27 protein-coding genes and 1 pseudogene are annotated in these 26,997 nt (G+C 36.5%); 11 read left to right on the top strand and 17 right to left on the bottom strand.

Features of this window, described 5'->3' with window-relative positions; all coding sequences use genetic code 11:
* Nucleotides 1-88: 88 nt before the first annotated feature.
* Nucleotides 89-565, bottom strand: a complete 477-nt coding sequence (gene phaR / locus AB1279_RS17680; RefSeq protein ID WP_429751213.1) for a polyhydroxyalkanoic acid synthase subunit PhaR — start codon at nt 563-565, stop codon at nt 89-91.
* Between the two features lie 195 nt (nt 566-760).
* Here phaR and phaQ point away from each other — a divergent pair, with 195 nt between their 5' ends.
* From phaQ to AB1279_RS17715, 7 genes and pseudogenes are all read left to right on the top strand, one after another.
* Nucleotides 761-1,210 (top strand): poly-beta-hydroxybutyrate-responsive repressor, encoded by a 450-nt coding sequence (gene phaQ / locus AB1279_RS17685; protein WP_429751214.1) that lies wholly within the window; start codon nt 761-763, stop codon nt 1,208-1,210.
* A 43-nt stretch (nt 1,211-1,253) separates the two neighbouring features.
* Nucleotides 1,254-1,778, top strand: a complete 525-nt coding sequence (gene phaP, locus AB1279_RS17690; protein WP_429751215.1) for a polyhydroxyalkanoic acid inclusion protein PhaP — start codon at nt 1,254-1,256, stop codon at nt 1,776-1,778.
* Between the two features lie 101 nt (nt 1,779-1,879).
* Nucleotides 1,880-2,323, top strand: a complete 444-nt coding sequence (locus AB1279_RS17695; protein ID WP_429751216.1) for a MaoC family dehydratase — start codon at nt 1,880-1,882, stop codon at nt 2,321-2,323.
* Between the two features lie 136 nt (nt 2,324-2,459).
* Entirely contained in the window at nt 2,460-2,645 is a 186-nt protein-coding gene (locus tag AB1279_RS17700) for an alpha/beta-type small acid-soluble spore protein (RefSeq protein WP_020061915.1), read from the top strand.
* Nucleotides 2,646-2,721: 76 nt separating this feature from the next.
* Nucleotides 2,722-2,946, top strand: a pseudogene (locus tag AB1279_RS17705) (TrkH family potassium uptake protein); the annotation flags it as partial.
* A 295-nt stretch (nt 2,947-3,241) separates the two neighbouring features.
* Nucleotides 3,242-4,048: a TerC family protein gene (locus AB1279_RS17710; RefSeq protein ID WP_429760098.1), complete on the top strand. Its 807-nt coding sequence runs from the start codon at nt 3,242-3,244 to the stop codon at nt 4,046-4,048.
* Between the two features lie 214 nt (nt 4,049-4,262).
* Nucleotides 4,263-5,111 (top strand): formate/nitrite transporter family protein, encoded by an 849-nt coding sequence (locus tag AB1279_RS17715; RefSeq protein ID WP_429751218.1) that lies wholly within the window; start codon nt 4,263-4,265, stop codon nt 5,109-5,111.
* Nucleotides 5,112-5,393: 282 nt separating this feature from the next.
* Here the strand turns inward: AB1279_RS17715 and AB1279_RS17720 are convergent, their stop codons facing one another.
* The 9 genes from AB1279_RS17720 to AB1279_RS17760 all read right to left on the bottom strand — a co-directional run bounded on the left by AB1279_RS17720 (nt 5,394) and on the right by AB1279_RS17760 (nt 13,608).
* Nucleotides 5,394-5,708: a cyclic-phosphate processing receiver domain-containing protein gene (locus AB1279_RS17720; RefSeq protein ID WP_429760099.1), complete on the bottom strand. Its 315-nt coding sequence runs from the start codon at nt 5,706-5,708 to the stop codon at nt 5,394-5,396.
* A 13-nt stretch (nt 5,709-5,721) separates the two neighbouring features.
* Nucleotides 5,722-6,438, bottom strand: coding sequence for a prepilin peptidase (locus AB1279_RS17725; protein WP_429751220.1), 717 nt, complete (start codon nt 6,436-6,438; stop codon nt 5,722-5,724).
* 111 nt (nt 6,439-6,549) lie between these two features.
* A complete protein-coding gene (locus AB1279_RS17730; RefSeq protein ID WP_429760100.1) occupies nt 6,550-7,260 on the bottom strand; it encodes a LutC/YkgG family protein in 711 nt (236 codons plus the stop codon).
* The gene (locus AB1279_RS17735) at nt 7,260-8,681 is read right to left on the bottom strand and encodes a LutB/LldF family L-lactate oxidation iron-sulfur protein (RefSeq protein ID WP_154712441.1); all 1,422 of its coding nucleotides are present in this window, start codon (nt 8,679-8,681) and stop codon (nt 7,260-7,262) included. Before AB1279_RS17735 ends, AB1279_RS17730 begins: the two co-directional genes overlap by 1 nt.
* Before the next feature lie 18 nt (nt 8,682-8,699).
* Entirely contained in the window at nt 8,700-9,416 is a 717-nt protein-coding gene (locus AB1279_RS17740) for a (Fe-S)-binding protein (protein ID WP_429760102.1), read from the bottom strand.
* A 175-nt stretch (nt 9,417-9,591) separates the two neighbouring features.
* A complete protein-coding gene (locus AB1279_RS17745; protein ID WP_429754350.1) occupies nt 9,592-10,281 on the bottom strand; it encodes a FadR/GntR family transcriptional regulator in 690 nt (229 codons plus the stop codon).
* Between the two features lie 294 nt (nt 10,282-10,575).
* Entirely contained in the window at nt 10,576-11,967 is a 1,392-nt protein-coding gene (locus tag AB1279_RS17750; RefSeq protein ID WP_429760103.1) for a sensor histidine kinase, read from the bottom strand.
* A 1-nt stretch (nt 11,968) separates the two neighbouring features.
* Nucleotides 11,969-12,640: a response regulator transcription factor gene (locus AB1279_RS17755; RefSeq protein ID WP_429751227.1), complete on the bottom strand. Its 672-nt coding sequence runs from the start codon at nt 12,638-12,640 to the stop codon at nt 11,969-11,971.
* Nucleotides 12,637-13,608 (bottom strand): YncE family protein, encoded by a 972-nt coding sequence (locus tag AB1279_RS17760; protein WP_429760105.1) that lies wholly within the window; start codon nt 13,606-13,608, stop codon nt 12,637-12,639. Before AB1279_RS17760 ends, AB1279_RS17755 begins: the two co-directional genes overlap by 4 nt.
* A 138-nt stretch (nt 13,609-13,746) precedes the next feature.
* Here AB1279_RS17760 and AB1279_RS17765 point away from each other — a divergent pair, with 138 nt between their 5' ends.
* The 4 genes from AB1279_RS17765 to AB1279_RS17780 all read left to right on the top strand — a co-directional run bounded on the left by AB1279_RS17765 (nt 13,747) and on the right by AB1279_RS17780 (nt 19,140).
* Nucleotides 13,747-14,862, top strand: coding sequence for a CdaR family transcriptional regulator (locus AB1279_RS17765; protein WP_429760106.1), 1,116 nt, complete (start codon nt 13,747-13,749; stop codon nt 14,860-14,862).
* Between the two features lie 121 nt (nt 14,863-14,983).
* Nucleotides 14,984-16,396 carry a glycolate oxidase subunit GlcD gene (glcD, locus tag AB1279_RS17770; protein ID WP_429760107.1) on the top strand — a complete coding sequence of 471 codons (1,413 nt, stop codon included), beginning with the start codon at nt 14,984-14,986 and terminating at the stop codon, nt 16,394-16,396.
* The gene (locus tag AB1279_RS17775; protein ID WP_429760108.1) at nt 16,393-17,724 is read left to right on the top strand and encodes a (Fe-S)-binding protein; all 1,332 of its coding nucleotides are present in this window, start codon (nt 16,393-16,395) and stop codon (nt 17,722-17,724) included. Before glcD ends, AB1279_RS17775 begins: the two co-directional genes overlap by 4 nt.
* A 459-nt stretch (nt 17,725-18,183) precedes the next feature.
* Nucleotides 18,184-19,140, top strand: coding sequence for a CAP domain-containing protein (locus tag AB1279_RS17780; protein WP_429760110.1), 957 nt, complete (start codon nt 18,184-18,186; stop codon nt 19,138-19,140).
* Nucleotides 19,141-19,317: 177 nt separating this feature from the next.
* Here AB1279_RS17780 and AB1279_RS17785 read toward each other — a convergent pair whose 3' ends face one another.
* From AB1279_RS17785 to AB1279_RS17815, 7 genes are all read right to left on the bottom strand, one after another.
* On the bottom strand, nt 19,318-20,238 hold the full coding sequence (locus AB1279_RS17785) for an RluA family pseudouridine synthase (RefSeq protein ID WP_429760111.1): 921 nt from the start codon (nt 20,236-20,238) through the stop codon (nt 19,318-19,320).
* A gap of 165 nt (nt 20,239-20,403) precedes the next feature.
* Nucleotides 20,404-20,820 (bottom strand): histidinol dehydrogenase, encoded by a 417-nt coding sequence (locus AB1279_RS17790; protein WP_429713714.1) that lies wholly within the window; start codon nt 20,818-20,820, stop codon nt 20,404-20,406.
* Nucleotides 20,821-20,928: 108 nt separating this feature from the next.
* Nucleotides 20,929-23,124 (bottom strand): MMPL family transporter, encoded by a 2,196-nt coding sequence (locus AB1279_RS17795; protein ID WP_429760113.1) that lies wholly within the window; start codon nt 23,122-23,124, stop codon nt 20,929-20,931.
* A gap of 135 nt (nt 23,125-23,259) precedes the next feature.
* Nucleotides 23,260-24,312 (bottom strand): polyamine ABC transporter substrate-binding protein, encoded by a 1,053-nt coding sequence (locus AB1279_RS17800; RefSeq protein ID WP_429760115.1) that lies wholly within the window; start codon nt 24,310-24,312, stop codon nt 23,260-23,262.
* Nucleotides 24,313-24,356: 44 nt separating this feature from the next.
* Nucleotides 24,357-25,157 (bottom strand): ABC transporter permease, encoded by an 801-nt coding sequence (locus AB1279_RS17805; RefSeq protein WP_429760116.1) that lies wholly within the window; start codon nt 25,155-25,157, stop codon nt 24,357-24,359.
* A gap of 6 nt (nt 25,158-25,163) precedes the next feature.
* Entirely contained in the window at nt 25,164-26,009 is an 846-nt protein-coding gene (locus tag AB1279_RS17810; protein ID WP_429751245.1) for an ABC transporter permease, read from the bottom strand.
* Entirely contained in the window at nt 26,006-26,989 is a 984-nt protein-coding gene (locus AB1279_RS17815) for an ABC transporter ATP-binding protein (RefSeq protein ID WP_429760117.1), read from the bottom strand. The genes AB1279_RS17810 and AB1279_RS17815 overlap by 4 nt, the downstream gene beginning before the upstream one ends.
* Nucleotides 26,990-26,997: the final 8 nt, after the last annotated feature.

Consider the following 26,997-nt stretch of genomic DNA (forward strand, 5'->3'; position numbering starts at 1 on the left):
GCAATGAATAGACACATTTATAAATGATATACCGCGCTAGAAAGAGGTTCTCCCTTCCTCTTTCTGAACGAGTATATATTTAACGAAATTATTTTTTATTATCATTTTTCGCTTGTACTGCTTGTACTGCTGGTACTTGTAATTTTTCTAATACTTTATTTTGTTTTTCTAACAATTCCAAAATTTTATCTAATTTATTTTCTAGTGTATGAATATCTTGTTTTACTTTTGTTACATCACGCTTTATTGTAGGAGATTGTCCAAGAGACTCTATCTTTTCATCCAAAAACTCTTCGATATTATCAACTTTGTTTTCTAAATTGATCACAAGAGAAGCAACTCTGGCGATATCTTCTTGCGTTGGGATATTCACTTTCTCTAAATACCCCTTCGTTGCATCATTCATCATCTTTTGATAAAACAAATTCAAATCTAGAACGCTTCCCATCCATGCAGAATATTCTTCTGTCTTGACTGTTTCATTGAGCGTCTTTCCCCAAAACTTTTCTGTCTGTTCGTAAACTTCTTTCCAAGCTTGTAATGGATCGAGTTTTTGTTCAATCACTTCTCCTACACTCCTTTATTTAGTTATTGAAACAATTCAATCTATTCATTATTTTCTAATATTCCGACTAAAAGTTCAAGTATGTATTTAATTTTTTATTTTCTAAAAACACATTGACAAAAAATACAGATAGGTGTAAATTGCACATATAAGAAAAAAATTCCATCTAACTGATTCATGAGGTGATGCACAATCATGCTACAAAATGAACCAGAAAAAAAAGAAAGTTTGGACACAACCCAAACGAAACAACCAAACTCCATGCCAAAAAACTTCTTAGTTCCATTCTTACTTCTCTGTCTTAAAGACTGGAGTCTTCACGGTTACAAACTCATTCAAATGCTAATGGATATTGGCTTTTCTTCTATTGATCAAGGCAATGTATATAGGACTTTACGCAAACTAGAAAAAGAAAACCTCATATCTTCTACTTGGGATACAAGTGAAGGGGGTCCAGCAAAACGGATTTATTCTTTAACGGAATATGGAGAGGAATATTTAACATCTTGCGCTAGTTCATTTGAACAATACCAAAAAATGCTTCGTACGTTTTTTAACCTGTACACAAATGCATTCTTCCCATTTTCAACTGTTCCAACAAAGGATGAGAAATCTTCATCCTCTTTTGGTGACACAGCAGATTAATCTGCGTTCACAATATGTAAAAAATTTATTTGGGGGTCAAGTCATGGAAACGAAACCACACGAACTTGTTGATGCATTCTGGAAAAATTGGTCACACTCTCTTTCCCTTTTTTCTTCAGCGGGAAAACAAATGGAACAACTTACATTAGAAACGTTGAAACATCAGCAGGAAGCTTTGCATAAATTAACAGAAAGTACACAAGAAATCGAAAAAGAACTTCAACAATTTTCATCACAAGCAAGCGCGCAATATAGTGAATATGTAAAACAATTTGCTGGGCATTCCTTTAATGAACAAATTGATGACTGGCAAGAAAAATGGAATGAACTTTCTAACCATATGCACCAACTTACTGTGTCTCCAACAAAAGCATCTTTATCTTTACTTTCACAAACAAGCGAGCAATTCGAAGAAGCAGTCAAACAATTAATTAGCCAGCAGCAACAACAACGTCAAGAGGTTCAAAAACAATTAGAAAGTTTTTTAGAAGAATTCAAATCCATGCAACTAGACCTCGTAAAAAAGTTCGAGGAAAACTCAAACAATCTATTTACTTCCATGAAATAAGAAAAATGTGGAAACTTACTGCAAAAAATACTCGTCTCTTTCTTTCTCCCATTACATCAGGAGCACTCCCATTTTTCAACATGGAAAAGAAGGAGGAAGAAATGAATCTTTTTCAAGAAGCGGAATCTGTCCCTGAGCTGTATTATGATGAGATTCACATTGGTGATCAAGCTTCTTTAACAAAAACGATTTTAGACGAAGATATTCTTGCTTTCGCAAAACTTACGGGCGATGTAAATCCAATTCATATACTTGATTCTTTTGCAAAAACAACGATGTTTAAAGAACGCATCGCTCATGGTATGCTCGTATCTAGCTTTATTTCAACAATACTTGGAACAAAGCTTCCGGGAAAAAATACCATTTATCTATCTCAAAATATGGCATTTCGGGCTCCTGTAAAAATTGGAGATACATTACGTGTTGTCGCTGAAGTAATTGAAAAACGCGATGACAAAAGAATCATCACGTTACAAACAAATGTATATAATCAATACGATAAAGTTGTTGTTGAAGGTACAGCAACTGTCATGAAAAAAGAGTAGCGCTGCTACTCTTTTTTCATTTCATCCAAGAATTGTTAGTATGACCGATTACTTCCGCGTATGAGTGAAAACAGAACACAAACAATAAGATTATCAGCTACCATAAGCTGAAAATAAGAAAAGGGGTATAACTCATATGGCAAAAACAAATAAACTACTTGTCCCTGGCGCTGAACAAGCACTAGAGCAATTTAAGTATGAAATAGCTCAAGAATTTGGCGTGAATTTAGGCTCTAACACAGCTTCCCGCTCTAACGGATCTGTTGGCGGTGAAGTAACAAAACGTCTCGTTTCACTTGCACAACAACAATTACGTGGATAATTAAATAAATAATGGATTTGAGGCAGATATTCTCTGCCTCTTTTCTTTTCTAATCTTCACAACAATATAATCTTTTTTCCTTTTCTTTGCTGTGTTAATTTTAAGCATAATAGAACAAGCACCATTAATAACGAGCGTTCTTGAAGTATTTTCTGCCTTCGGAACTGTCGGATTTACGATGGGACTCACAACAAAACTAACCATAATTGGAAAAATGAGGACTCTTACATCCACCTTTTCCTTTGCCCATAGAAAGCGTACAAATATTAAATATCCAAACGAAGACCTTTTTACGGGTTGACAAACATTAACAGCTCTCGTATATTATAAGTAATAGCATATTTCCAAAGGGGAGTAGCGTCGGAGAAAATATTCTCTGAAACAAAGTCGTCATTACGTGGAACTATGTTCCTCCGGCTTTGTTGGCATATTTTATTACATATGTCTAGCAAGACCTTTGCCTATCAACGGCAAAGGTCTTTTTTGCATTCTTTTCTAAATTCCTTCTCCGTTGATAGAGCTTATTTTGGGGAAGCTAAACAAGGGGGAATTTTCTTCTTTTGTTTAGCACCTATACAAACGAGAGGAGAATGGAAATGGATTTATCTTTATTATTGGAGTATGGTTGGGTATTACTTATTTTAGTTGTTTTGGAGGGAATTTTAGCAGCAGATAACGCGCTTGTCCTTGCAATTATGGTAAAGCATTTACCGGAAGAAAAACGTAAAAAAGCTTTATTTTATGGGCTTGCAGGAGCCTTTGTATTTCGCTTCGGATCGCTGTTTATGATTTCATTTCTTGTCGATGTATGGCAAGTACAAGCGATTGGTGCTGTCTATTTAATGTTTATTGCTGTTAACCATCTTGTAAAAACTTATGTAAAAAAGAATGGAACGAACGAAGAAACAGAGAAAAAAGAGACAGAGAAAAAACAGGAAAACTTTTGGTGGACTGTATTTAAAGTAGAGGTTGCTGATATTGCGTTTGCTGTTGACTCTATTTTAGCAGCTGTTGCATTAGCTGTGACATTACCGGAAACAAATCTTGGTACGATCGGTAGCCTCGATACAGCACAATTTTTCGTTATTTTCGCAGGTGGTATGATTGGATTAATCATTATGCGCTTTGCTGCATCTGCTTTCGTAAACTTACTGAAACGTAAACCTGGGTTGGAAACTGCTGCATTTATGATTGTAGGCTGGGTTGGTGTGAAATTAGCAGTTCATACGTTAGCTCATCCCGCATTAGGCGTGATTCCACATGGATTCCCAGAATCAGCTACTTGGAAAATTACATTTTGGATTGTATTGCTTGCAATTGGTGCAGGTGGTTGGTTCTTATCAAAAGAAACAACGCCAAATGTACAACAAAATCCGAAAAAATATAACGAAAAAGCGCTGTAATTTCAGCGCTTTTTCTTTTTCCTCAAACATAGACAATCTTTCTTATTTATCTAAAATTTAATATATTATATATTGCAAATGGTAGCGCTCCTAACGTAAATCATGTCCTTTTTGTGAAATGTTGCACAAACTTATTGAAAGTAGAAACAAATACGTGTACTTTATTCATATCAAGAGTATTTATAAACGATATATTAAAGGAGCGTAATGACTCATGCTAGAACAAGGAGTAGCTTACCTTGTGCAGCTTGCAAAGAAGAAGAAGCATATGCTAGATAACAATCCAATGCAATATTTTCTTCGTGCTGCACTTGCTGGTATCTATATTGGTTTTGTTATTGTACTATGTTTTAAATTAGGGAATTTCTTTCATGATGCACATTCACCTGCCACATATTTAGCATCTTCTATGTTTTTTGGAATCGCACTCATTTTAATTCTTTATGGCGGTGCTGAATTATTTACAGGAAATACAATGTATTTCACAGTCGCGACTTTGCGAAAAGAGACAACAATTGGTGATACATTACGTAACTGGGGTGCTTGTTATGCAGGTAACTTAGTAGGGGCAATATTTTTTGCAGCACTCTTCTATGCGACTGGTATTTTTGAAACGATTAGTCACAATCACTTATTAAATGAAGTTGTCGGAACAAAGATGGGCGCCTCAACAATGCACTTATTGTTTAAAGGTATTTTATGTAACTGGCTCGTTTGTCTTGCATGTTTCCTTCCTTCTCAAGTAAAGGGAGATACAGCAAAAATCCTTACGATAATGCTTATTGTCTTTACATTTTTCTTATCTGGATATGAACATAGCATCGCAAATCTATCACTATTTGCACTTTCTTTAGTATCACCACACCCTGATACAATTTCTGTTGCAGGTGCAATTCATAACTTAATTCCAGTTACAATTGGAAATATTATTGGTGGATCTGTATTTGTTGGTATGGTATATCATTATTTAACTATAACAAAAAACAAACCAGAATCTACAGAAGATAAAATCGTTTCCTCACAAACTGAAGAAATCATTCCATTACAAGCGCATGCAAAATAAAGTGAAACTTCCTTCTGGGAGCGTTTTTTTCCCAGAAGGTTAGTTGAACCAATCGGGCCCTCACAGACGGTTTGGCTCTCTTCCTTGCCTTACTTCTTACCGGCTGTTTGGGCGGGGTAAAGTGAAACTTCCTTCTGGGAGCGGGTTTTTTCCAGAAGGTTAGTTGAACCAATCGGGCCCTTACAGACGGTTTGGCTCTCTTCCTTGCCTTACTTCTTACCGACTGTTTGGGCGGGATAGCATCAAAAATCTGCATTCCAAGAAATTTGGAATGCAGATTTTTTAATAACTTCCAACACATTTGATTATAATAGATGAAGAAATTTCTCCGGACACCTTTCCTTTTTGTATCCGATTTAACATATAATATTGTCCTATCGTATCATTCGTATGAAGATGAATTTCCTCGACATGTAATCCTTCCTTACAAAAGGCATCTATAAAATACAACCCATTTCTCTGCCGCAATCCCATATTATAATCAAGCGATAACGTATGTACATTATTATTCCGAATGAGCTCCAGCGTCTGTTCGACCGATGTTGCTAATATAAAACCTGCTGGGCAAGGTCTTTGATCATCCATATATACATTCATTTCATCTCCTCCTCTACACATATATACTGTATGCACATATTGTTCCAAGTGCAATGAACGGCGCAAAAGGAAGCGGTTGTTTATAAGTCATGCATCGAAAAGCAATAGAAATAGTAAAAAAGCAAATACCAAACAATGAAGAAAAACAAAGTGATAGTAATATAGTTTTTGTCCCAACTACAAATCCAAGTAAAATGAGTAGTTTTACATCACCGCCGCCAATACCTGCTGGACAAATTACCTGAATGATATATAAGAGTCCAAACATAACTGCTGCTCCTAATAGTCCATCCCACCATAGTGAAGGTGAGATAAAAAAACGCTCTATTACAAATAGCCCTGCAAAAAAGAATAAGATCCGATTTGGAATTACCATATAGAGAAGGTCTGTAATTGTAACAATGAAAAGAAGTGATAATAGAGTCCAAACGATAATAAGCTGCTCATTAGGACCGATAAAAAGTGCTGTAAGGAGAAACCCTATACCTGCAATACCTTCAAAAAGTGGATGAAAAGGTGAAATTTTTATATTACAGTTTGTGCACCTTCCTTTTTGTATACAAAATGATAAAATGGGAATCAGCTCTTTTACTTGTAATACATGATGACAATGCAAACAGTGTGAGCGCGGTTTTATAATAGAAGAACCGAGTGGAATACGGCAGGCAACAACTTGATAGAAAGAGCCTAATATCAAACCAGTGAAAAAAGCATACACATAAAATAGCATTTCACCATCTCCTTTCGGCCTAGTATAACAAGAAAATTTAATATGCTGTATTCCCTAAAATTCACTTTTCCTAATCAAAAAAACAGGCCTTTACTAGGCCTGTTTTTCTATTTATACAACAAAATAAAATGCTTTTAACGGTCCATGTACACCAACAACAAGGTTCATTTCAATGTCAGCAGAGTTACTTGGTCCTGTAATAAAGTTGATACAAGAAGCTGGTGCTTCTCCATTTTCTACACGTGTATTTAAATCTCGCACTGCTTGTGTAATACGCGGCACTAATGTTTCACGTGGAATAATAGCTACGTAAATAGTCGGTAAGAAGTGTAGTGAACGCCCTCTTCCTTTATGACTTTGCACTACAATTGTACCAGATTCCGCTAACGTATAATCACTAAACGAAATTCCGATATTTGCTTGTTCCGCTAGCTTCATGTTTTCATCTTTCTTCTCTGGATCCCAAGTATTTACTTCTACGTTTTCGCCTGGAAGTTCCGCTCCAAATAGCTCTTGTAATCCATACTCTTCAAAACGCTCATCTTGAGATAACATAATTGGCCCGCCGCCATTTTCTGAGATAACTTTCTTGATTGCTGCACTTAATTCATCTCTATTCGTTTCAATGACAGTTGTATGAATGTTGTTACATTGTTTCTTAAATACTTCTAACAGTTCTTCTTGCGAGTAATCATTTAGCGTTTCTACATTCACATTACTTTTCCATTCAGGGCGCTGTACCCCTTCTGTTTTGCGTTCACGTCCAAGCTGTTTTGCGATATTCTCTAAAAATGAATCACGATTTTGAATCGTTCCTGCCATTAGTTATTCCCGCCTTTCTTATGCTCTTTATACCAATCACGGAACCTTTCTTTGCTTGGAGCTGGGAATTCACGAATCTCCGTCCAATTTTTAAGCGGTCCCACACCTTTAGAAACGCGGTTTCCAGATGTGAATGGGCTCATTGCAGCTGGCGCCATTTTAGATCCCATTTTGTATAAAGCAGCAGAAGAGGCACCCATACTAAACATCTTCATCGCAAGTTTTTCTGCAAGCGGTGCACGTCCTTCTTTTTCCACAATGACTTGACGATGTTTTAATAACAAGTCATGTAATGGAATTTTTACCGGACAAGCTTCTGTACATGCTCCGCATAAACTAGATGCATATGGAAGTTCTTTATAATCATCATATCCACCTAAAAGTGGTGTTAATACCGCACCAATTGGTCCAGGATAAATGGATCCGTAAGAGTGACCGCCAACATGACGATATACAGGACATACATTGATACATGCCGCACAGCGAATGCATTGCAGCACTTGACGGAATTCAGAACCTAAAATTTCAGAACGGCCATTATCTACAACAACTAAATGGAACTCTTCTGGTCCATCTACTTCGTCTTCTTGAATTGGTCCTGCTACTGTTACATAACTTGTTAGCTTCTGACCAACAGCACTACGGCAAAGTAAACCAACAAGAACATCTAGCTCTTCCATTGTTGGAACCATACGTTCCATACCCATTACCGCAATTTGTGTTTTCGGAATAGACATTACAAGGTCTGCGTTACCTTCATTTGTTACTAAGCAAAGAGAGCCTGTGTTAGCAACTGCAAAATTACATCCTGTTATGCCAATTTCTGCATCCATAAATTTTTCACGAAGAATTTTACGAACGAATTTCGTCATTTCATACGGATCATCAGAGTTTTCATATCCTAATTTTTCTTTAAACACACCTTGAATTTGCGTTCTGTTTTTATGAAGTGCTGGTGCAACAATGTGAGATGGTGGATCATTGTCTACTTGTAAAATGTATTCCCCTAAGTCACTCTCAACGACTTCACAGCCGATTTCTTGAAGTACATGGTTCATACCAATCTCTTCTGTTACCATTGATTTTGATTTAACAACTTTTTTCGCTTGTTTCTTTTCAGCTACTTGTTTAATATACTCAGCTGCTTCTTCCTTCGTTTTCGCAAAGAAAACATGGCCGCCTCGTTTTGATACATTTTCACTCAGTTGCATTAAATAATAATCTAGATTTTCTAGCGTATGCTGACGAATTTGTTCACCAAGGTCACGCCACTCTTCCCAGTTTCCTAGCTCATCAGCTGCCTCTAACCGTTTTGTATATAAGCGCGTTTGTGCAGATGATACTGCTCCGCGCATAAATGAATCTTGAAGATTTTCGCCAACACGCTCATTAAATTTTTTATCACTAGTTTTCATAGACATAGCTTACTTCCCCCTCCATCAGCGGCTATTCAATACTTCAGCAATATGCATTACTTTCACATTTTTCCCTAAACGCTCGATACGCCCGCCAATGTTTAACAAACACCCACAGTCTGCTCCAATTAAATAATCTGCTCTTGTTTCCATGACACTGTCGACTTTTTCATCTACCATTTGTTCAGAAATTGGTGTCATTTTTACTGAGAACGTTCCCCCAAAACCGCAACAATTTTGTACATTTGGTAGTTCCCTTACTTCTAGACCTTTCACATTTGATAGTAAAATGCCCGGAGCTTCTTTTACTCCTAGTAAACGTGTCATGTGACAAGATTTATGAACCGTTGCTACGCCATCCAAGCGAGCACCAACGTCAGTAACTTTTAACACATCAACAATAAATTGTGTCAGTTCGTATGTTTTTTCAGCTACTTTTTTCGCACGTGGTCCCCATTCTGGATCATCTTTAAATACGTGTGGATACTCGTGAAACATTGTCGCACAAGAACCAGAAGGTGTAACGATATACTCAGCGTTTTCAAATGTGCGAATCATATGCTTCATTGCTTCTTTTGCCGCTTCTACGTGACCGCTATTATAAGCTGGTTGTCCGCAGCAAACTTGCGCTTCTGGAAATTCAATTTCGCAACCTAATCGCTCTAAAATTTCAACCGTTGCTTTGCCGACATTTGTTTCAAACATATCGACTAAGCACGTAACAAATAATGTAACTTTCATATTATAGTTCCCCCTCATTTCAACTCAGTCAACATTCATATGGTCATCAGATGACTTAGTAAAAAGAAAGAAGCGAAACATAAATTATTCATGTTTTATTCTTTCTTCTATTCAGTAAACGCTTACTTATTCTTTCTCTATTTTATCAAAAAAATAAAATTTTGAAAGTGCAATATTACGAATTTGTTTTCTCGATGCCTGTGACCATACATTCCACATTCGTTAGGTGATCTTGCATCGCTTGCTGCGCTGCTTCAATATCATTCGCTAACACTGCTTCATAAATTTTCCGATGCTCTTCTAGAAGTCTTTCTGCTGTTGTTTGTTCACCATATAAAATAATTCGTCTTGTTTCACCAATTGCTTCAGCAATCATTTCGGAAACATGGTTCATCAATTCTAACAAAATATTATTGTGTGAAGCTTCTGCAATTGCCATATGGAAATGGAAATCTGCTTTTTCACCAGCATTTTCATCTCCTACACTTTTTTGCATCTCATCTAACCAATGCTGCATATTGTGCAAATTTTCTTCTGTGCGTTTTACTGCTGCCGCACGAGCTGCTCCTACTTCAAGCACTTTCCGCACTTCCAATAAATTCACAATATCCTCTTGTTTCATTAATAGGGTTGTATTTAATGACGATGTTAAAGAAGATGCATCGAAATTCCTCACATACGTGCCTTCCCCTTGTTTCATCTCAATTAAGCCCATTGCTCGCAAGGCACTTAACGCTTCACGCACAGCAGATCTGCCAACTTGAAACTGCTCTGCCAATTGATGAACAGGAAGAAGTTTGTCACCAGGCTTTAAAGTACCATTTTTAATCATTGCTAAAATGGCTTCCGATACTTCCTCGTAAATTTTTTTCGGCTTAATAGATTTGTACTCCAGTTGTATCACCCCAGTATCATCCAAACAACAATGACAACAATTTATCCCATGCTAACAGGCAGTAAAACTCCCACTTCAAAATTCTAAGAAGTCAAAGAAGATAGGCCTGGCACGCATCAGATTCGTTCCACTGACCATCGGTGGGAAGATAAACTGCCTCCCCACTGCTGTAAGTTTCACTTTATATAGAAAATAGCATCCATATCTATTTTAGAACTAAATACGCAGAAGTACAAACATTTTGTTCATAAAATGGACAAAATTTTATTCCGAAGAGATAATTGGTAAATAAATCGAAATTTTCGTTCCTCTGCCTTCCTCACTTTCAATATGCCACGTTCCACCGTGAATGTGCACAATTTGTTTTACAATCGCAAGTCCTAGCCCGGTTCCACCATTATGACGACTCCTTGCTTTATCGACTCGATAAAAACGTTCACCTAATTTTTCAAGATGCTCGGCTCCAATGCCAATCCCAGTATCTATAATTTCCAGTTTACATTGCTCTGCTTGTTGTTCTAATTGCACATGAATAGCACCGTTCTCACCTGTGTAGCGAATGGCATTATCTAATACATTATGAAGCACTTGTTGCATCCTATCTTCATCAATATTGACAATAATATCTGGATCGAGAATTGTATGCAATGCAATTTGTTTTTCTATCACTTGTAATTCATATGTCTCTAGCACATCTTCAATGAATTGCGCAAATACAATTGGTTGCTTTTTAAGAGGAAAACGCTCTCCCTCAAGTTGTGCTAAATCCAACAAGTCATGAACAAGACGCTGCATACGCCCTGCTTCTTTATGAACAAGCTGGGTAAATTTTAATTGCTGCTCTCCTTTTGCTACTCCATCAATAATCGCTTCACTATATCCTTTAATGTAACTAAGCGGTGTTCGAAGCTCATGTGACACATTTGCTAAAAATTCTTTTCGCTGTACATCCTCTTCTTCTAATGAACTTGCCATTTTATTGAATGCTTTTCCCAGCCTTCCAATCTCATCTTCTGATGAAATCGTAATCCGTTGCGAAAAATCTCCTTTCGCCATATGATGTGCGACTCGTTCCATTTGTGAAAGCGGCTTTGTAATTGCAATGACAATCTTTCGTCCAATCCATATCGTTAATACAATCATTACAAGAGCAAGAGGAGCTAAAATGAGTCCCATTTCATAAATTAAATCTTTAATGCTCTTTAAGGGAATATAAGAATATACAATACCGACTAGCTTTTTATTGTCTAACACAGGAATAACGACACCCATAATGTTACGATGAAAATGCTCTTCATATCCAATCTTCGTAACCGTATTTCCTTCTAGTAATGTCTGCCGATCATTCTCACTAATAATTGAATTGTAATGAACGTCAAATGGAAGACATGCACTTAAATCACGCGGGTTGCTAACAAACAATACATCTGCGCTCGCAATTTTATCGAATGATTTTACCTTTTCTTCAAATACATCTACGGGCTCATCTGCTCTATATTGCGCCACAAGACGATTTCCCTCTGTTTTTAATGTCTCTTCAATATTTTGAACATATAATTTCTCATACGAATACAGCGAGACAAAATATAAAAACGAAACTGTTACACACACAGCGCATGCAACTGTAAGCCATAACTTTTGTACCATCGTAAACATCTTACACCTCAAATTTATAGCCTACGCCCCAAACAGTTTGAATACAATTCCCCTGTTCTTTAAGCTTTAAGCGCATTGTTTTCACATGTGTATCAACTGTTCGAGTGCTACCGGCGTAATCATAGCCCCAAACTTTTTCAAGCAATTGCTCGCGGCTAAATACTTGGCCATTATGCTGACAAAGAAAATAAAGTAAATCAAATTCTTTAACAGTTAATGAAATACCTTCGCCCTCTATTTCAACGCGGCGGCTTTTCTCATTAATTATAATCGGTCCAAATTCCATCTCTTCTTGTTCTTCATATTTCGTATATCTCCTTAATACCGCTTCCATACGTGCAATTAATTCTCCAGGGCTAAATGGTTTGACAATATAATCATCCGCTCCAGTGCGCAGTCCATTTACACGATTCCACTCTTCCCCTTTTGCTGTCAAAAAGATAATCGGAATATCCGATGTTTTTCGGATTTCTTTACATACTGTAATCCCATCCATTTCTGGCATCATAATATCTAAAATAACAAAATCAAAGTTTTCTATGTCAAGCATGTGCAATGCCTGTTTTCCATTCTCGGCTTCTTTCCATTCATAACCAAAGTTGTCTAAATACATGCCAACAAGCTGCCTCATATCACTTTCATCATCAACAAGTAATACTTTATACTTACTCATTTTTTCTCTCCTACCCTTTGCACAAATTGAAATGGCCCTTTCCCAACTGAAATCGTCTGTTTTATTTTCATTTCGTTTAAATCTACAACGTACACTTCATCACTATCATAGCTCGCAACATACCCTTCATTGCCAATTTGCCAAAACGCAAATGGATTCGATCCTACTTCAAGAGAATCTACTTCTTTATATGTTTTCCCATCAAATTTTCTCAGCATATTGGACCCGTGACTAAGTACATAAATAAATTGTTTATCTGTAGACAAACTGACCGGCATAAATGGCGCATCTAACGATTGAAGCATTTCGCCATCTTCGAGAGAATACTCAAGTACCTTTTCATTTACTTGTTTACCGTCACCATGTCCACCAATAAAGATGTCCTTTCCATCCTCGCTAAGAACTGCACCTGTTGAAGCCGGCGGAATTACAAAAGAATTCACGACTTTTTTTTGTTTCACATCAATGCTAGACAATTTCGTATCATAAAAATTTAGAACATATAACATCTCATTATGTTGCACCATGGTAAGCGGGCCTTTCCCCACTGAAATACTCTCTTTTTCTTTTCCATCGGTTGTGAAAATACGAATTTTTTGTTGATTTTGATCCGCTGCGAACAATTCTTTTCCGTTTTCAGATAATAGAACGTTTGCTATACCCTTTCCTGTATTCCATTTTTCAAGCTGTTTTCCATCTTTTAAAGAATACACATATATATAATCTAGTTGTTTTCCATACACAAGCAAACGATTCCCGTCTGGTAACAACACTGTTCCCAAAATAGCTTCATTTAAATGCCACGTTGTAATTGTTTTTTTCGTATCAGTATCAATAAAGCTAATACTTCCTTCTTTTATATTTGTCGTTATAAGAAGAGGCTTTTTCGGATCAATAGACTGATAAGCCCCTCCCTTACACCCTGTAAGTAATAGTACGATACAAAGTGAAATAAGCCACCTTTTCAAAAGATTACCTCCATTATGGACAGTTTCGTTATACTTGTAAAATAGCAAATAATTGTGAGGAAAGTGTGAAATCTTTTTTCTTTATAATGATCACTTTATAATAGTAAAACAAATATAAAAATAGTGGGTGTTAGAAGTATGCTTTTTCCCGACTTAGCAAATAAAATTGTCCGTGAAGTACGTAGACTCATTACTGAAAATATTATCATTATTGACGTAAATGGAACAATTATCGCAAGTACAGACCAAGTAAGAATCGGAGGCTTTCATGAAGGAGCTCTTCGCTGTGCTGAGCAAAAAAGAACGGTTATTATTACAAGCGAAGATGAACAGCGTCTATGCGGCGTAAAAGCGGGCATCAACCTTCCTCTTCTCTTTCACGATGAAGTGATTGGTGTAATTGGTATTACAGGTGAACCAGAAAACATTTCACAATACGGAGAAATATTACGGAAAATGACTGAACTATTAATTCACGAAAACTATTTTATAGAACAGCTAGAACTTGAACAACGCTCATACGAGGCATTCGTATTTGATTGGCTTCAAGGTAACGATTGGTCTCCTAGCTTCTTAGACCGTGCAAAAACCCTTGGAATTGACTTACAAAAAAAGAAACAACTCATTTTACTTTCATATAACCAAGATGACACGATGCTCCAACGAAAAATTTGGCAACATATACGCAATCTTTTACCAAAACAAGACTTGTTTGTACGCTGGGGCAACGACCGGTTTATTTTATTTCAGTCGTTTGAAACAAAAAAAGAAACGTTTCAATTTTTAAAGCGATTAAAATATGAATGTGAAGCATTATTTCCTATTATATTAAGCATCGGTATTGGACAAATAGTTGCACCAAGTGAGATGCATCACTCTTATGAACAAGCACTACGGGCACTTGTTGTTTCTCAAAAAACGACAGATATTATTTTTAATGAAGATTTGCGTCTAGAAATGTGCATTCAAGATATTAATCCCTATACGCGTGAAGAATTTTTACAGCGCACAATTCACAAACTTCATGCAGAAACAGAATTGATTCAAACATTGTGTTTATTTATTGAAAACAATCAATCGTATAAACAAACAGCGGAAATGCTTCATATCCATATTAATACACTGCATTATCGACTAAAGAAGATTGAAGAATACACCAAATTAGATCCAAAGCAAATAAAGGATTTAGTCATTTTATATTTCGCCCTACTTCTATTGGATAATCATCCAAAAAAAGAAGAAAAAATAGGATAATATTTGTTTATTCACACATAGCGGGAGCCCCCGCTTTTTTTTATCATAAAAATAGAAAAACACTGTGACAAAGTTTGTGTTTAGAAAAACTTTGCATAACAGTTTAAGGGGGATTTTCAGTATGTTAAAACAACAAATTGTTGATGCATTTATATCCATTGTTGGCAAAGAAAATGTAGATACGTCTAACATGGGACGTTTAACGTATAGTTACGATGCGACTCCAAACTTTCAGGCAATGCCAGATGCGGTTGTCGCACCTCGTAATACGCAAGAAGTAGCAGAAGTTTTAAAAGTATGCAACGAACATAAGATTCCCGTATATGTACGCGGCTCTGGAACGAACCTTTGCGCAGGAACTTGCCCGTTAGAAGGTGGAATTGTTCTTATTTTCCGCCATATGAATCGCATTTTAGAAATTGATGAAGAAAACTTAACAATTACGGTGCAAGCTGGTGTGATTACATTAGATATTATTAAAGCTGCTGAGGAAAAGGGATTATTCTATCCACCAGATCCAAGCTCGATGAAAATTTCAACAATTGGTGGAAACATTAATGAAAATTCTGGTGGTTTACGCGGTTTAAAATACGGAGTAACGCGTGATTATGTCATGGGACTTGAAACAGTTTTACCAAATGGTGATATGATTCGCACAGGTGGTAAACTAGCAAAAGATGTAGCTGGCTATGATTTAACACGTTTATTCATTGGATCTGAAGGAACACTTGGCGTTGTAACAGAAGCCATTTTAAAACTTGTCCCAATGCCGGAAACGAAAAAAACAATGCTAGCTTTATATCAAGATATTAATGAAGCTGCACGTGCTGTTTCTGCAATTATTGCAAATAAAATTATTCCAGCCACATTAGAATTTTTAGATCAACCGACAATTGAAGTCGTAGAAGAATTTGCTCAAATCGGCTTACCAACAGATGTAAAAGCAGTTCTGCTCATTGAACAAGATGGTTCTCTGGAAGTAGTAAACCGTGATATTGAAAAGATGGCAAATATTTGCCGTTCTCTTCATGCTGTTGATGTTCGCGTTGCAAAAGATGAAACAGAAGCAGATGCACTTCGCACAGCACGCCGCAGTGCGCTATCTGCATTAGCACGATTAAAACCAACAACAATTTTAGAAGATGCAACAGTGCCTCGTTCGCAAATTGCACCGATGGTAGAAGCAATTAATGAAATTGCTAAAAAGTATAACATTCCAATTTGTACATTTGGTCATGCTGGTGACGGTAATCTCCACCCTACTTGTATGACAGATGCTCGTAATGAAGAAGAAATGCACCGTGCCGAACAAGCCTTTGCGGAAATCTTTGCAAAAGCGATTGAACTTGGCGGTACCATTACAGGCGAACATGGAGTTGGTGCGATGAAAGCTCCTTATTTAGAATTAAAACTTGGTAAAGAAGGCATAGCGGCAATGAAAGCTATTAAGCAAGCATTTGATCCAAACAATATTATGAATCCTGGTAAAATGTTTGCAAAAGACTCTCGTAAAAGAGTGGTGGCTCAGCAATGACTACATTAAATACAAAACAAATTCAAAAAGAATTTAAAGAACGTTTAAATGAAGATGAACTACTGAACTGTATGCGCTGCGGCTTTTGTTTACCAACATGTCCAACCTATATTCAATCTGGGTTTCAAGAATCCCACTCTCCGCGCGGGCGCATTGCGCTAATGAAAGCGGTCGTTGATGGCTTAATCAAACCAGATGAAGACATAGAAAACACGCTAAATGTTTGTCTTGGCTGCCGCGCTTGTGAACCTGTTTGTCCATCGGGCGTTAATTATGGACATTTATTAGAAGAAGCACGTGATATTATAAATCAAAACAAAACATTCTCTATACCAGTCAAAGCTGTTCGTAAAATTGTCTTTGAAGGGTTATTCCCTCATCAAAATCGTATGCGGACATTAACAGGACTAATTGGGTTTTATCAGCGTTCCGGCTTACAAACATTCACACATAAAACAGGGATTATGAAGTTATTTCCTGAAACATTAGCAGCAATGGATCTCGTTCTTCCAAAAGTACCAAAAATGAAAGAAATGAAAAACCGTCCTGAGTTTTTGCCAGCAGAAACGGCAAAAAAAAGACGTGTTGCCTTCTTTACAGGATGTTTAATGGATACAATGTTCTTAGAAACAAATAATGCCACAATGAAACTATTGCAAATTGCAGGTTGTGATGTTGTCATTCCAAAAGAGCAAAATTGCTGCGGTGCCCTGCACGGCCATGCTGGTGAAAAGAGCGGTGCAAAAGAACTTGCGAAGAAAAACATTCAAGCATTTGAAGACTTAAAAATTGATTATATTATTACAAACGCTGGCGGCTGCGGAGCCTATTTAGTTGATTACGACTATTTATTAAAAGATGATCCAGAATGGGCAGACCGTGCAAAACAATTTGTTGGGAAAATTAAAGATATTTCTGCTATATTAGTAGAATTAGATTTTCATAAACGCACCGACTTACGTCTGCCACCGCAAGTCATTACGTATCAAGATTCTTGTCATTTACGAAACGTGATGCGTACATCTTCTGAACCTCGCAAGCTATTACAAGCGATTCAAGGCGTAACTTATAAAGAAATGAAAGATGCTGATCGTTGCTGTGGTTCAGCTGGTATTTATAATATTGTACATTCTGAACTATCAATGGAGTTTTTAGACTACAAAATGGAGCGAGTTCATGAAACCGAAGCAACAACAATTGTAACAGCAAATCCTGGCTGTTTACTGCAAATGAAACTTGGTATTGAACGTGAAGGCCTCTCCCATAAAATGCAAGGAGTTCATATTGTAGACTTGTTACTTGAAGCAGTAACACAAAAAGAACAATAATTTTAAACGAAAAACGGGCGTACCTTTCTCTATTAAAGATACGCCCGTCTTTTTTATAGTCTACAACATTAAAAGTATGTTACTGTATCGTAAAAAAGAACGACAAAAAGATTACAATTATGTAAAAAAGCATCCATAATATTCCTCGTTAATCCTCTATAAATGCTGATGTTATCCCTTTTCTCTTCCTCTCCACCGGAAGTTATATCCAATTTCTCTTTTATTTCTTCTCATAAAAATTACTGTCTATTCCTTATAACATCTAGTATTTCGGCATTTGTTCTTTCTCTAAAATCTAGGATAAAAAAGGAAATCTCATAACCTATGAATTTTTTTCCAACTTTTTTTCGACAAAATCTATGCTACGATGAATGTGTCAGTCAAACAGGCCGACAAAAATAAAATCTGTGTGATAACAGTTTCATAAACTTTATACATAATTAGGGGGACAATTTAACAATGAAAAAACGTGTTTTACTATCTGTAGCTGCAGCGACTGCTCTTACATTTGGATTAGGAACAAATGGTGCGAAAGCAGAAACAGTGCAACCATCAGCAATTAAAGTTCAAAATATTTCGCAATCTCCATTTTTCATGCAGCATATGAATCAACAAGACTTCCAATCTTTCATAACATCTCTTTTAAACTCATATGCAAAATGGAATCCAGGTGCTTTCCAACCAAGTAACTGTGTAATTCCTGGACAACCAACTAACATAACTGTTACAACTCCTTGGGGAGATGTTGTAATTACAAATCCAGTTAATAACAATGAAGCAAATACACCTGCTGATAACAACCAAGCTAATAAGCCTGCTGATAAACCAGCTGATAACAACCAAGCAACTAAACCTGCTGATAAACCAGCTGATAACAACCAAACTACTAAGCCTGCTGATAAACCAGCTGATAAGCCTGCTAACAAACCTGCTGATAAACCAGCTGATAACAACCAAGCAACTAAACCTGCTGATAAACCAGCTGATAAGCCTGCTAACAAACCTGCTGATAAACCAGCTGAGGACTCAAAAGGTACATTAAGCGCATTTGAGCAAAAAGTTGTTGATTTAACAAATGCTGAACGTGCAAAACAAGGTTTACCAGCATTAAAAGTAGATACTGAGTTAAGCAAAATGGCTCGTATTAAATCAGAAGATATGCAAAAAAATCATTACTTCGACCACACTAGCCCAACATACGGTTCTCCGTTTGATATGATGAAACAGTTTGGTATTTCATACAGATCTGCTGGTGAAAATATTGCACAGGGACAACAAACTCCAGAAGAAGTTGTACAAGCTTGGATGAATAGTGCAGGTCACCGCGCAAATATTTTAAATAGCGGATACACACATATCGGTGTTGGCTATGTAGAAAACGGAAACTACTGGACACAAGAATTTATTTCAAAGTAAGCATAAAATGAAACTTTAATCAGTGGGGGTTCTCCCCACTGATTATTAGTTACACCAATCGGGTGCATGCCAGCAGTTTATCCCCTATCTAACTTCTTTGCTTTCTGCTGAATTTGAAGTTGAGGGATTACTGCCGGCAAATAGCAAAATAAATAGAGCCTTTTCAAAAGGCTCTATTTATTTTGTATACATATAAGAATGTAATATATGAGAAAAATCATGAGGAAGAGGTATATCTACGTCAATTTGACGCTTTGTAATCGGGTGTAACATTGTAATATGAGCAGCATGCAAGGCTTGACGAGAAAATAGCTTTGTCTTACCGCCATACAATACATCGCCAACCAGTGGATGACCGAGGTAACTCATATGAACACGTATTTGATGTGTTCTTCCCGTTTCTAATTGAACTTTAACAAGCGTTATGTTACTTTCCTTCGAATATTGCACGACCTCATAATGAGTTACGGCACGGTCACCTTTTGGGGAAACACGGCGTCTCGATGCATGATGACGATCTCGTCCAATTGGAGCATCGATTGTGCCTCGCTTCTTTTGTATTTTCCCTTCAACAAGTGCCATATATGTTCTCTTAATTTTTCGTTCCATCAATAATCGATCCATAATCACACCAGCTAATGCATGCTTTGCAAAAACGACTCCGCCTGTTGTATCCTTATCTAGCCGGTGAATATGACGTACTTTTGTTTCAATTCCTTGCATTTGCAAATGAAATGCTACATAGTTTGCTAATGTTCCTGTCCCGCCTTTATTTGCAGGATGTGTATCTACTTGAATTGGTTTATTAACAATTAATACATGGTCATCTTCATATATAACTTCTATATCGTAAAACTCTGGTTCCACATCATACTCTTCTTGCATGAACATATGAACTTGCAGTTTATCTCCTTCTTGCAGCTGTTCACTCCATCGTTTTCCTTCCCCATTAACAAGAATGCTTTTTTCCATACGATAGTGATGTAATAACTTTTTCGGAACTTGCCATTCTTCTTTCAAAATAGAATCAACCGTTCGTCCCTCCCATACAGAAGGAACTGTAATTTCACACCATTCTCCCATTTTCTTTACTTTCATTCAATCACCTTATTCCTATTAATCCTCTTATTGTAACGGAAAATCGCTTCTCATGCATAGTTAAAAAGACAGTTCAACAATGAATGAACTGTCCGTTAAAGCCCGATTGGTGAGAGCTAATAATCAGTGGGGTATGAAGAAGTCCCCGCTGATTAAAGTTTCACTTTATGCATGAAGTTTTTTTATCTCCAGCAACATTTCTTCAGCTTTTCTTTCATATGATAAGTCCTTAAAAAATTCCGCTAGCCTCTTGTAATCATTATAAGCATCTAATAATTGATCTATCGTTTTATGATTACATTTTTTCGGCGATGTTTTCAATTTAACAGGGTAGCGATATTCTCCTACATCATGAATTTTATAATACTCCTCCTCTACTTGAATAACCTTCACAAGCTCATCTTCTTCTGCATCGAGTGTGTACCCATCAAACTCTCGCAAAAGTTCATAAATAATATGTGTCCATTCATCCTTTGGATAAAAACCTTTTTCTAACCGATAGCCGACAATGCGATACATATGTCCATCGTTTTCTGCAAATTGTACAGTATCATTCAATTTAAATTTAAAATAACGAAACATTGTCTTCACCCACTCTTATATGTAATCTCCTTACCTCATACTATTCACTAAAAGGGTGGGAGGCTATTCATATAAATAGCTCTCACCATATAGGATGAGAGCTATTTCTCAATGCATTTCTTTCTGTTTCTTCTTCGTAAATGGGAGCCACCAGTTCCACTCACCAAACATTTTCATTAAACTTGGTACAAGAATTAATCGAATAATTGTTGCATCAAGGAATATAGCTAGCGCAACGCCAATCCCCATTTGTTTCACTGGCAAAATATCAGTAAAAGCAAATGCACCTGTAACAACAATCATAATTAACGCAGCTGATGTAATAATTCGGCTCGTTGACACTAATCCTTCTAATGTTGCATAATCATTATCTCTTGTTTCCTCGTATAATTCATGAATACGTGAAATAAGAAATACTTCATAGTCCATACTTAATCCAAATACTAACCCGAAAATAAAGATAGGTAATACAAATAATACTGAGCTTTGTTCTAATCCAAAATGGCCTCCTTCAAAGAGCCAAATGATAATTCCAATGGTCGCACTTAAACTAAGCACATTCATCACAATTGCTTTAATCGGAATAAGTAAAGAGCGAAATGCTAGCAATAAAATTAGAAATGTTGAAGTGAAAATAACAGACATCCCAACAACAACTTTATTTTTTATCTCATCTTCTAGTTCTTGTTGAAATGTTGTCATTCCGCCTAAATAATACGTTATCCCTTCCGTTTTATAATTTTCTTTAAAATCTCGCACCCATTGCTTTGCTTTTTCTGTTCTTGGCTTTGTATCTAAAACAATTCCAATGGTCGTCTTATTATCTTTTACATACGCATCTAATACCGGTTCTACTTGCGCACGATTTGGCGATTGCAGTATTGCTGACAGTTGTTCTGCAGACATATTGCCAAGCTGCTCATATAGACTCTTCACTTCATATACATTTTTGTCATTCTTTAACTTCTGCACAACCTTTTGCAGCGTTTGTAAATTTTCTTTTTCTGTTATTTTTCCTTTTGTCTGAACAACAAGTGTTACATCTGCATGAGTTTTCACCATTTTATTAAACGCGTCTTCATAACGTTCATAGGCAATACGCGCTTCACTTTTCTTAGGTAATGCTTCTACACCAGGGAACTGTAAATCTGCACCGCGAAGCGGCAATAAACAAATAACAATAAATGTAAATACAGCAACTGTCATCACAATCGGATACTTCATTACAAACTGTGCAAATTTACGCCACATTGGTGCTGTGCGATGAACATTTTGGTTCTTTCCTATTAAACGTTTTCCCATTAACGTTAACAATGCTGGGAGCATCGTTAACGAAAATAAAATACTCATTACTACAACAATCATCCCGCTAATTGCGACAGATTGAATATAATCAATTTTGAAAAAGAACAAACCAGATAAACCGACAAATACACATAAACCTGAAAAAATAATGGCGCGCCCTGCCGTTTGATATGTAATCATAATTGCCTCTTTGACAGAACGATGCGCAAGCTCTTCCCGGAAACGATTCACAAATAAAAGAGCAAAATCAATGGATAAAGCAAGCCCAATCATCGGCGCCACGTTTAGTACAAAAATAGAAAGTTCCTTTTGTTCTCCGACAAAATATAAAATCCCCATCGTACTAATGACACTTAACGCTCCGTTTAAAATAGGCAAAATAGATGCAAACAAGCTACCAAAAGAAAGCAATAATACAAGAAAAGCAATCGGCAAACCGATCATCTCTGCTACTTTCAAATCATTTTGTGTTCTTGTATTTATTTCATCATTAATAATTGGATATCCAGTTGGAGACACCTTTACTTCCCCGTTACTTTCTTTTTGGATTTCCTTTGCAAAGGCTAATGTTTTTTCTTTCCGCTCTTTACTTGTTTTCCCGGAAAATAAAATGGTTGCATAAGCAATATCATCCTGTAACATTGCTTTATTTTCTATAGGATGATGAAAAGAATCGTATGTTTCTTCTTTTTGAATTTTTTTTACAATCTCATCAATTCTTTCTGTAAATCTTTGCTGAGAAACACCTTGTTCTTTTTGAAAGACGAGCAGGAGCGTATCTTGTGACTGTTTAAAATCTTTCTCTAATATCCCTTTTGTCGTTTCATAATCGCCTTTCGTTTGAAATCCATCCCCGCCTAATACACCTGGAAGCTTCGGGGCAAATATGCCAAGTGTCACAGCTAGCAACACTAATAGAGCAATTGTTGTATAGCGAAATCGATATAAGAACGCTCCAACCTTTCCCCATGCATCTACTTTATGTACAGTTGTCTTCACCAAATATCACCTATCCCTCTTCTCCATTCTATCTCATATTCTATGTCTTAGTGTATCATATCCATTCTCTAGCTCATAAAGTAAAACTTCCATCTATAAAAAAACGCGATTTCCGTTAAGGAATCGCGTTTTTTATTACTTTTCTTTACCTGTCTTTAGTTCTGTCCAGTAACGATCATAATCTTTTAATTTCCCATCCACATCGACAAGCCATTCTGTACGATTTAACTCTTCTGGTGTTAAGAAAATCATATGATTCTCTTGATATTCTTTACTATGAAGAGAACGAGCTTTTTCATTTGGATTACTATATCCAATGGATTCATAGTTTTTCACACTAACTTTTGGATCCATTAAGTAGTTAATAAACTTCTCTGCAAGCTCTTTATGTTTTGCACCCTTTGGAATCGCTAATGTATCTGCCCAAATTGTTCCGCCTTCTTTTGGAACTACGTAATCAACATCTTTATTCTCTTTTGCAATGAATGCTGCATCTCCAGACCATACTGTACCAATCCATGCTTCTTCCGTAATGAAGTTTTGCTTAATATTATCTGTATCAAACGCTAATACATTTGGTAATAATTTTTGAATATCCGTGAAAGCTGTTTTTAATTCAGCATCATTTTGCGTACTATTTGAAAATCCATTTTTCTTAAGTCCCATACCAAGAACTTCACGAGAATCATTTAATAACGCTACGTGACCTTTATATTTTTCATTCCAAAGATCACTCCAACTTGTTGGCGGTTCTTTCACATATTTTTTATTATAAGCAATTCCTGTTACGCCCCATGTATAAACGATAGAATATTTATTTTCCGGATCAAACGGAGGCGTTTTAAAGTTCGAAACAAGATTCTCTACATTCGGAATGCTCTTTTTATCTAACGGCTCTAACAAATTCATATTTACCATTGTTTTCACCATATAATCAGACGGTTGAATTAAATCATACTGTGCACCGCCTGCTTGTAATTTCGCAAGCATTTCTTCATTACTTGCATACTTATCATAGTTCACTTTAACGTTATATTTTTTTTCAAAGTCTTTAATAACTTGCTCATCAAAGTTATCAGCCCAGCTGTAAATATTTAATTCCTCTTTCTTTTCGCCGCATCCTGCTAACACTCCAGCAGTAATTCCAAAAGTAAGTACTGTACTTGCAGCTACTTTCATCCATTTCATTTGCATTCCCTCCCTAATTTGAGCTTAATAAATGCCCCCATCTATTATAACGGCAGATGGCCTCCTGAATTTTCTTCTCCATCCGCACCCTTATTACGGAACACTTCAGAAGCAATCATTAATCCGACAATCACAACAATCAAAATTGTAGAAAGCGCATTGATTTCTGGCGTTACACCATGTTTTACCATACTGTAAATATACAGCGGTAATGTTGTTGATCCTGGTCCTGATACGAAGAAGCTAATAACGAAATCATCAATAGATAATGTAAATGTCAATAATGCCGCTGAAATAATAGCTGGTGTGAGCCCTGGTAACGTCACATAACGAAACGTTTGCCACGGGGTCGCCCCTAAATCATTTGCCGCTTCTTCTAAGTCACGACCCATACCAGAAAGTCGTGCTGATAAAATAATAACAACAAATGAAATACTAAATGTAATATGAGCAATAATAATTGTCATTTGCCCAAGTTCAATACCAAGCTGACTAAATAAAATGAGAAGTGATAATCCCATTAAAATATCTGGAATTAAAATTGGTAAATATACAAGTCCGTTAATTGCACCTTCAAAACGATATTTATAACGATGCAGAGCAAGTGCAAACAACACACCAAGCAGCGTGGAAACAATTGTCGTAACAACAGCAATTGTTAAACTGTTTACAAACGCATCCAGTACATCCTGTTTTTGGAATAAGTCTGTATACCAATGAAGTGTAAAACCTTGCCACTCCGCATTAATACGCGAGTCATTAAACGAATACACCATGAGTACCATCATTGGTAAATAAAGAAACAATAAAATCAGCCATGAATAGGTGACTAAAAACTTTTTCATATTCGTTTATTCCCCTCCGTTTCCATAGTTATATACTTTCGTAGCACGATAATATAAATAAATTAAGAGAACGGAGAATAACACAACAATGATAGATAATGCTGATCCAAACGGCCAATCACGTGCACCTAAAAACTGATTTTGAATAACGTTTCCGATTAATGCAACTTTCGAACCACCCATAATATCGGATACAACAAACATACCAATAGATGACACAAATACTAAAATCGAACCCGTCGCTATCCCTGACATCGTCATTGGAATCGTTACATGCCAAAACGCTTTAAGCGGTGTAGCTCCTAAATCATATGCAGCTTCTAATTTTCTCTTATCAAGCTGTGCAATTGCTGCATATACAGGTAAAATCATAAACGGTAATAGCGAATATACCATTCCTAAAATAACAGCTGGCGTATTATATAGTAAATTTAAAGGTTCACTAATAAAACCTAATTTCATCAATACAGTATTGACAAGTCCTTGTGAACGTAAAATAATAATCCAAGCATACGAACGTATTAAAAAGTTAATCCAAAACGGAATCGTTGCAAGAAGCAGTAAAATAGAACGCCATTTCTGATCAACAATTGTTATCGTATAGGCAAATGGATACCCAATTAATAAGCAAAGTACTGTTGTAATAACCGCAATTTTCACTGTTTCCCATAACGTCCCCATATAGAGCGGATCAAACACACGTTTAATATTTTCTAGCGTAAAACTCATCTCAACTGTCCCATACGTCCCGCGCTGTAAAAATGCAAAAGCTAATACAAACAAGAGAGGAACTAAGAAAAAGATACACAACCAAGTAACTGTAGGTAATGCAAGTAATTTCCCTTTTTTCAATTTAAAGTCACCTCATCCGCTTGCTCCCAGCCTACAGATACATTATCGCCAATGTTCCACTGCATTTCTTTTTCTGCATTTTGATATGCCATCCATAGTTCTGCCGTCTTCTCATCGCGAATATATAATTTCTCCATATTTCCAACAAATTCAATATCTTCAATATGACCAAGGTGGTATCCAGGAAGAGCTTGTTCTTCCACTGAACGTACTTTCACATTTTCCGGACGCACTGCTGCATAGGTTTCCCCCGTGCGAATAATATTATTTTCTCCAATAAACGTCGCAACGAACAACGTTTTTGGCTTGAGATAAATTTCTTTTGGTGTTCCGATTTGTTCAATGTGACCTTTGTTCATAACCACGATGCGATCGCTCATACTCATCGCTTCTTCTTGATCATGCGTCACATAAATGAACGTAATACCAAGATTACGTTGTAAGTTTTTCAATTCACGTTGTAAATCTTTTCTAAGCTTAAAGTCTAGCGCTCCTAATGGCTCATCTAATAACAACACACGAGGATTATTTACAATTGCACGCGCTATCGCCACACGCTGCTGTTGTCCACCAGAAAGTTTAGCTGGCTTACGATTACGGAATTCTGTTAATTGTGTTAAACGCATCGCTTCCTCAGCACGCTCTTGTTGTTCTGCTTCAGCAATCTTTTGCATCTTCAGTCCAAAACGAATATTTTTCTCAACGGTCATATGCGGGAATAAGGCATAATGCTGGAATACTAAATTCATATGACGTTTATAAGGAGGCAAATCGTTAATCTTTTCTTCATCAAGTGCAATCGTACCTTTTGTTGGTGTCTCAAAACCAGCAATCATACGAAGTAACGTTGTTTTCCCACAACCACTCGGACCAAGAATTGTTACAAACTCCCCTTCTTTAATATCTAAAGAAAGCGGCGGGATAATAACTTGATCTCCAAAATGTTTTTCTACTGCTTCGACCTTAATAATATTTTTCATTTCCTCAT

Source organism: Bacillus sp. S14(2024) (assembly GCF_050473785.1).
Taxonomy (GTDB): domain Bacteria; phylum Bacillota; class Bacilli; order Bacillales; family Bacillaceae_G; genus Bacillus_A; species Bacillus_A yunxiaonensis.

Excerpts from the sequence above, each read along its gene's own strand:
- phaP (WP_429751215.1), top strand. The coding sequence starts at position 1,254 with ATGGAAACGAAACCACACGAACTTGTTGATGCATTCTGGAAAAATTGG.
- AB1279_RS17780 (WP_429760110.1), top strand. The coding sequence starts at position 18,184 with ATGAAAAAACGTGTTTTACTATCTGTAGCTGCAGCGACTGCTCTTACA.
- AB1279_RS17715 (WP_429751218.1), top strand. The coding sequence starts at position 4,263 with ATGCTAGAACAAGGAGTAGCTTACCTTGTGCAGCTTGCAAAGAAGAAG.
- AB1279_RS17735 (WP_154712441.1), bottom strand. The coding sequence starts at position 8,681 with ATGTCTATGAAAACTAGTGATAAAAAATTTAATGAGCGTGTTGGCGAA.
- AB1279_RS17740 (WP_429760102.1), bottom strand. The coding sequence starts at position 9,416 with ATGAAAGTTACATTATTTGTTACGTGCTTAGTCGATATGTTTGAAACA.
- AB1279_RS17730 (WP_429760100.1), bottom strand. The coding sequence starts at position 7,260 with ATGGCAGGAACGATTCAAAATCGTGATTCATTTTTAGAGAATATCGCA.
- AB1279_RS17785 (WP_429760111.1), bottom strand. The coding sequence starts at position 20,238 with ATGAAAGTAAAGAAAATGGGAGAATGGTGTGAAATTACAGTTCCTTCT.
- AB1279_RS17805 (WP_429760116.1), bottom strand. The coding sequence starts at position 25,157 with ATGAAAAAGTTTTTAGTCACCTATTCATGGCTGATTTTATTGTTTCTT.
- AB1279_RS17765 (WP_429760106.1), top strand. The coding sequence starts at position 13,747 with ATGCTTTTTCCCGACTTAGCAAATAAAATTGTCCGTGAAGTACGTAGA.
- AB1279_RS17755 (WP_429751227.1), bottom strand. The coding sequence starts at position 12,640 with ATGAGTAAGTATAAAGTATTACTTGTTGATGATGAAAGTGATATGAGG.
- AB1279_RS17800 (WP_429760115.1), bottom strand. The coding sequence starts at position 24,312 with ATGAAATGGATGAAAGTAGCTGCAAGTACAGTACTTACTTTTGGAATT.
- AB1279_RS17720 (WP_429760099.1), bottom strand. The coding sequence starts at position 5,708 with ATGAATGTATATATGGATGATCAAAGACCTTGCCCAGCAGGTTTTATA.
- AB1279_RS17725 (WP_429751220.1), bottom strand. The coding sequence starts at position 6,438 with ATGCTATTTTATGTGTATGCTTTTTTCACTGGTTTGATATTAGGCTCT.
- AB1279_RS17790 (WP_429713714.1), bottom strand. The coding sequence starts at position 20,820 with ATGTTTCGTTATTTTAAATTTAAATTGAATGATACTGTACAATTTGCA.
- AB1279_RS17695 (WP_429751216.1), top strand. The coding sequence starts at position 1,880 with ATGAATCTTTTTCAAGAAGCGGAATCTGTCCCTGAGCTGTATTATGAT.
- phaQ (WP_429751214.1), top strand. The coding sequence starts at position 761 with ATGCTACAAAATGAACCAGAAAAAAAAGAAAGTTTGGACACAACCCAA.
- AB1279_RS17750 (WP_429760103.1), bottom strand. The coding sequence starts at position 11,967 with ATGTTTACGATGGTACAAAAGTTATGGCTTACAGTTGCATGCGCTGTG.
- glcD (WP_429760107.1), top strand. The coding sequence starts at position 14,984 with ATGTTAAAACAACAAATTGTTGATGCATTTATATCCATTGTTGGCAAA.
- AB1279_RS17710 (WP_429760098.1), top strand. The coding sequence starts at position 3,242 with ATGGATTTATCTTTATTATTGGAGTATGGTTGGGTATTACTTATTTTA.
- AB1279_RS17700 (WP_020061915.1), top strand. The coding sequence starts at position 2,460 with ATGGCAAAAACAAATAAACTACTTGTCCCTGGCGCTGAACAAGCACTA.
- AB1279_RS17775 (WP_429760108.1), top strand. The coding sequence starts at position 16,393 with ATGACTACATTAAATACAAAACAAATTCAAAAAGAATTTAAAGAACGT.
- AB1279_RS17815 (WP_429760117.1), bottom strand. The coding sequence starts at position 26,989 with ATGAAAAATATTATTAAGGTCGAAGCAGTAGAAAAACATTTTGGAGAT.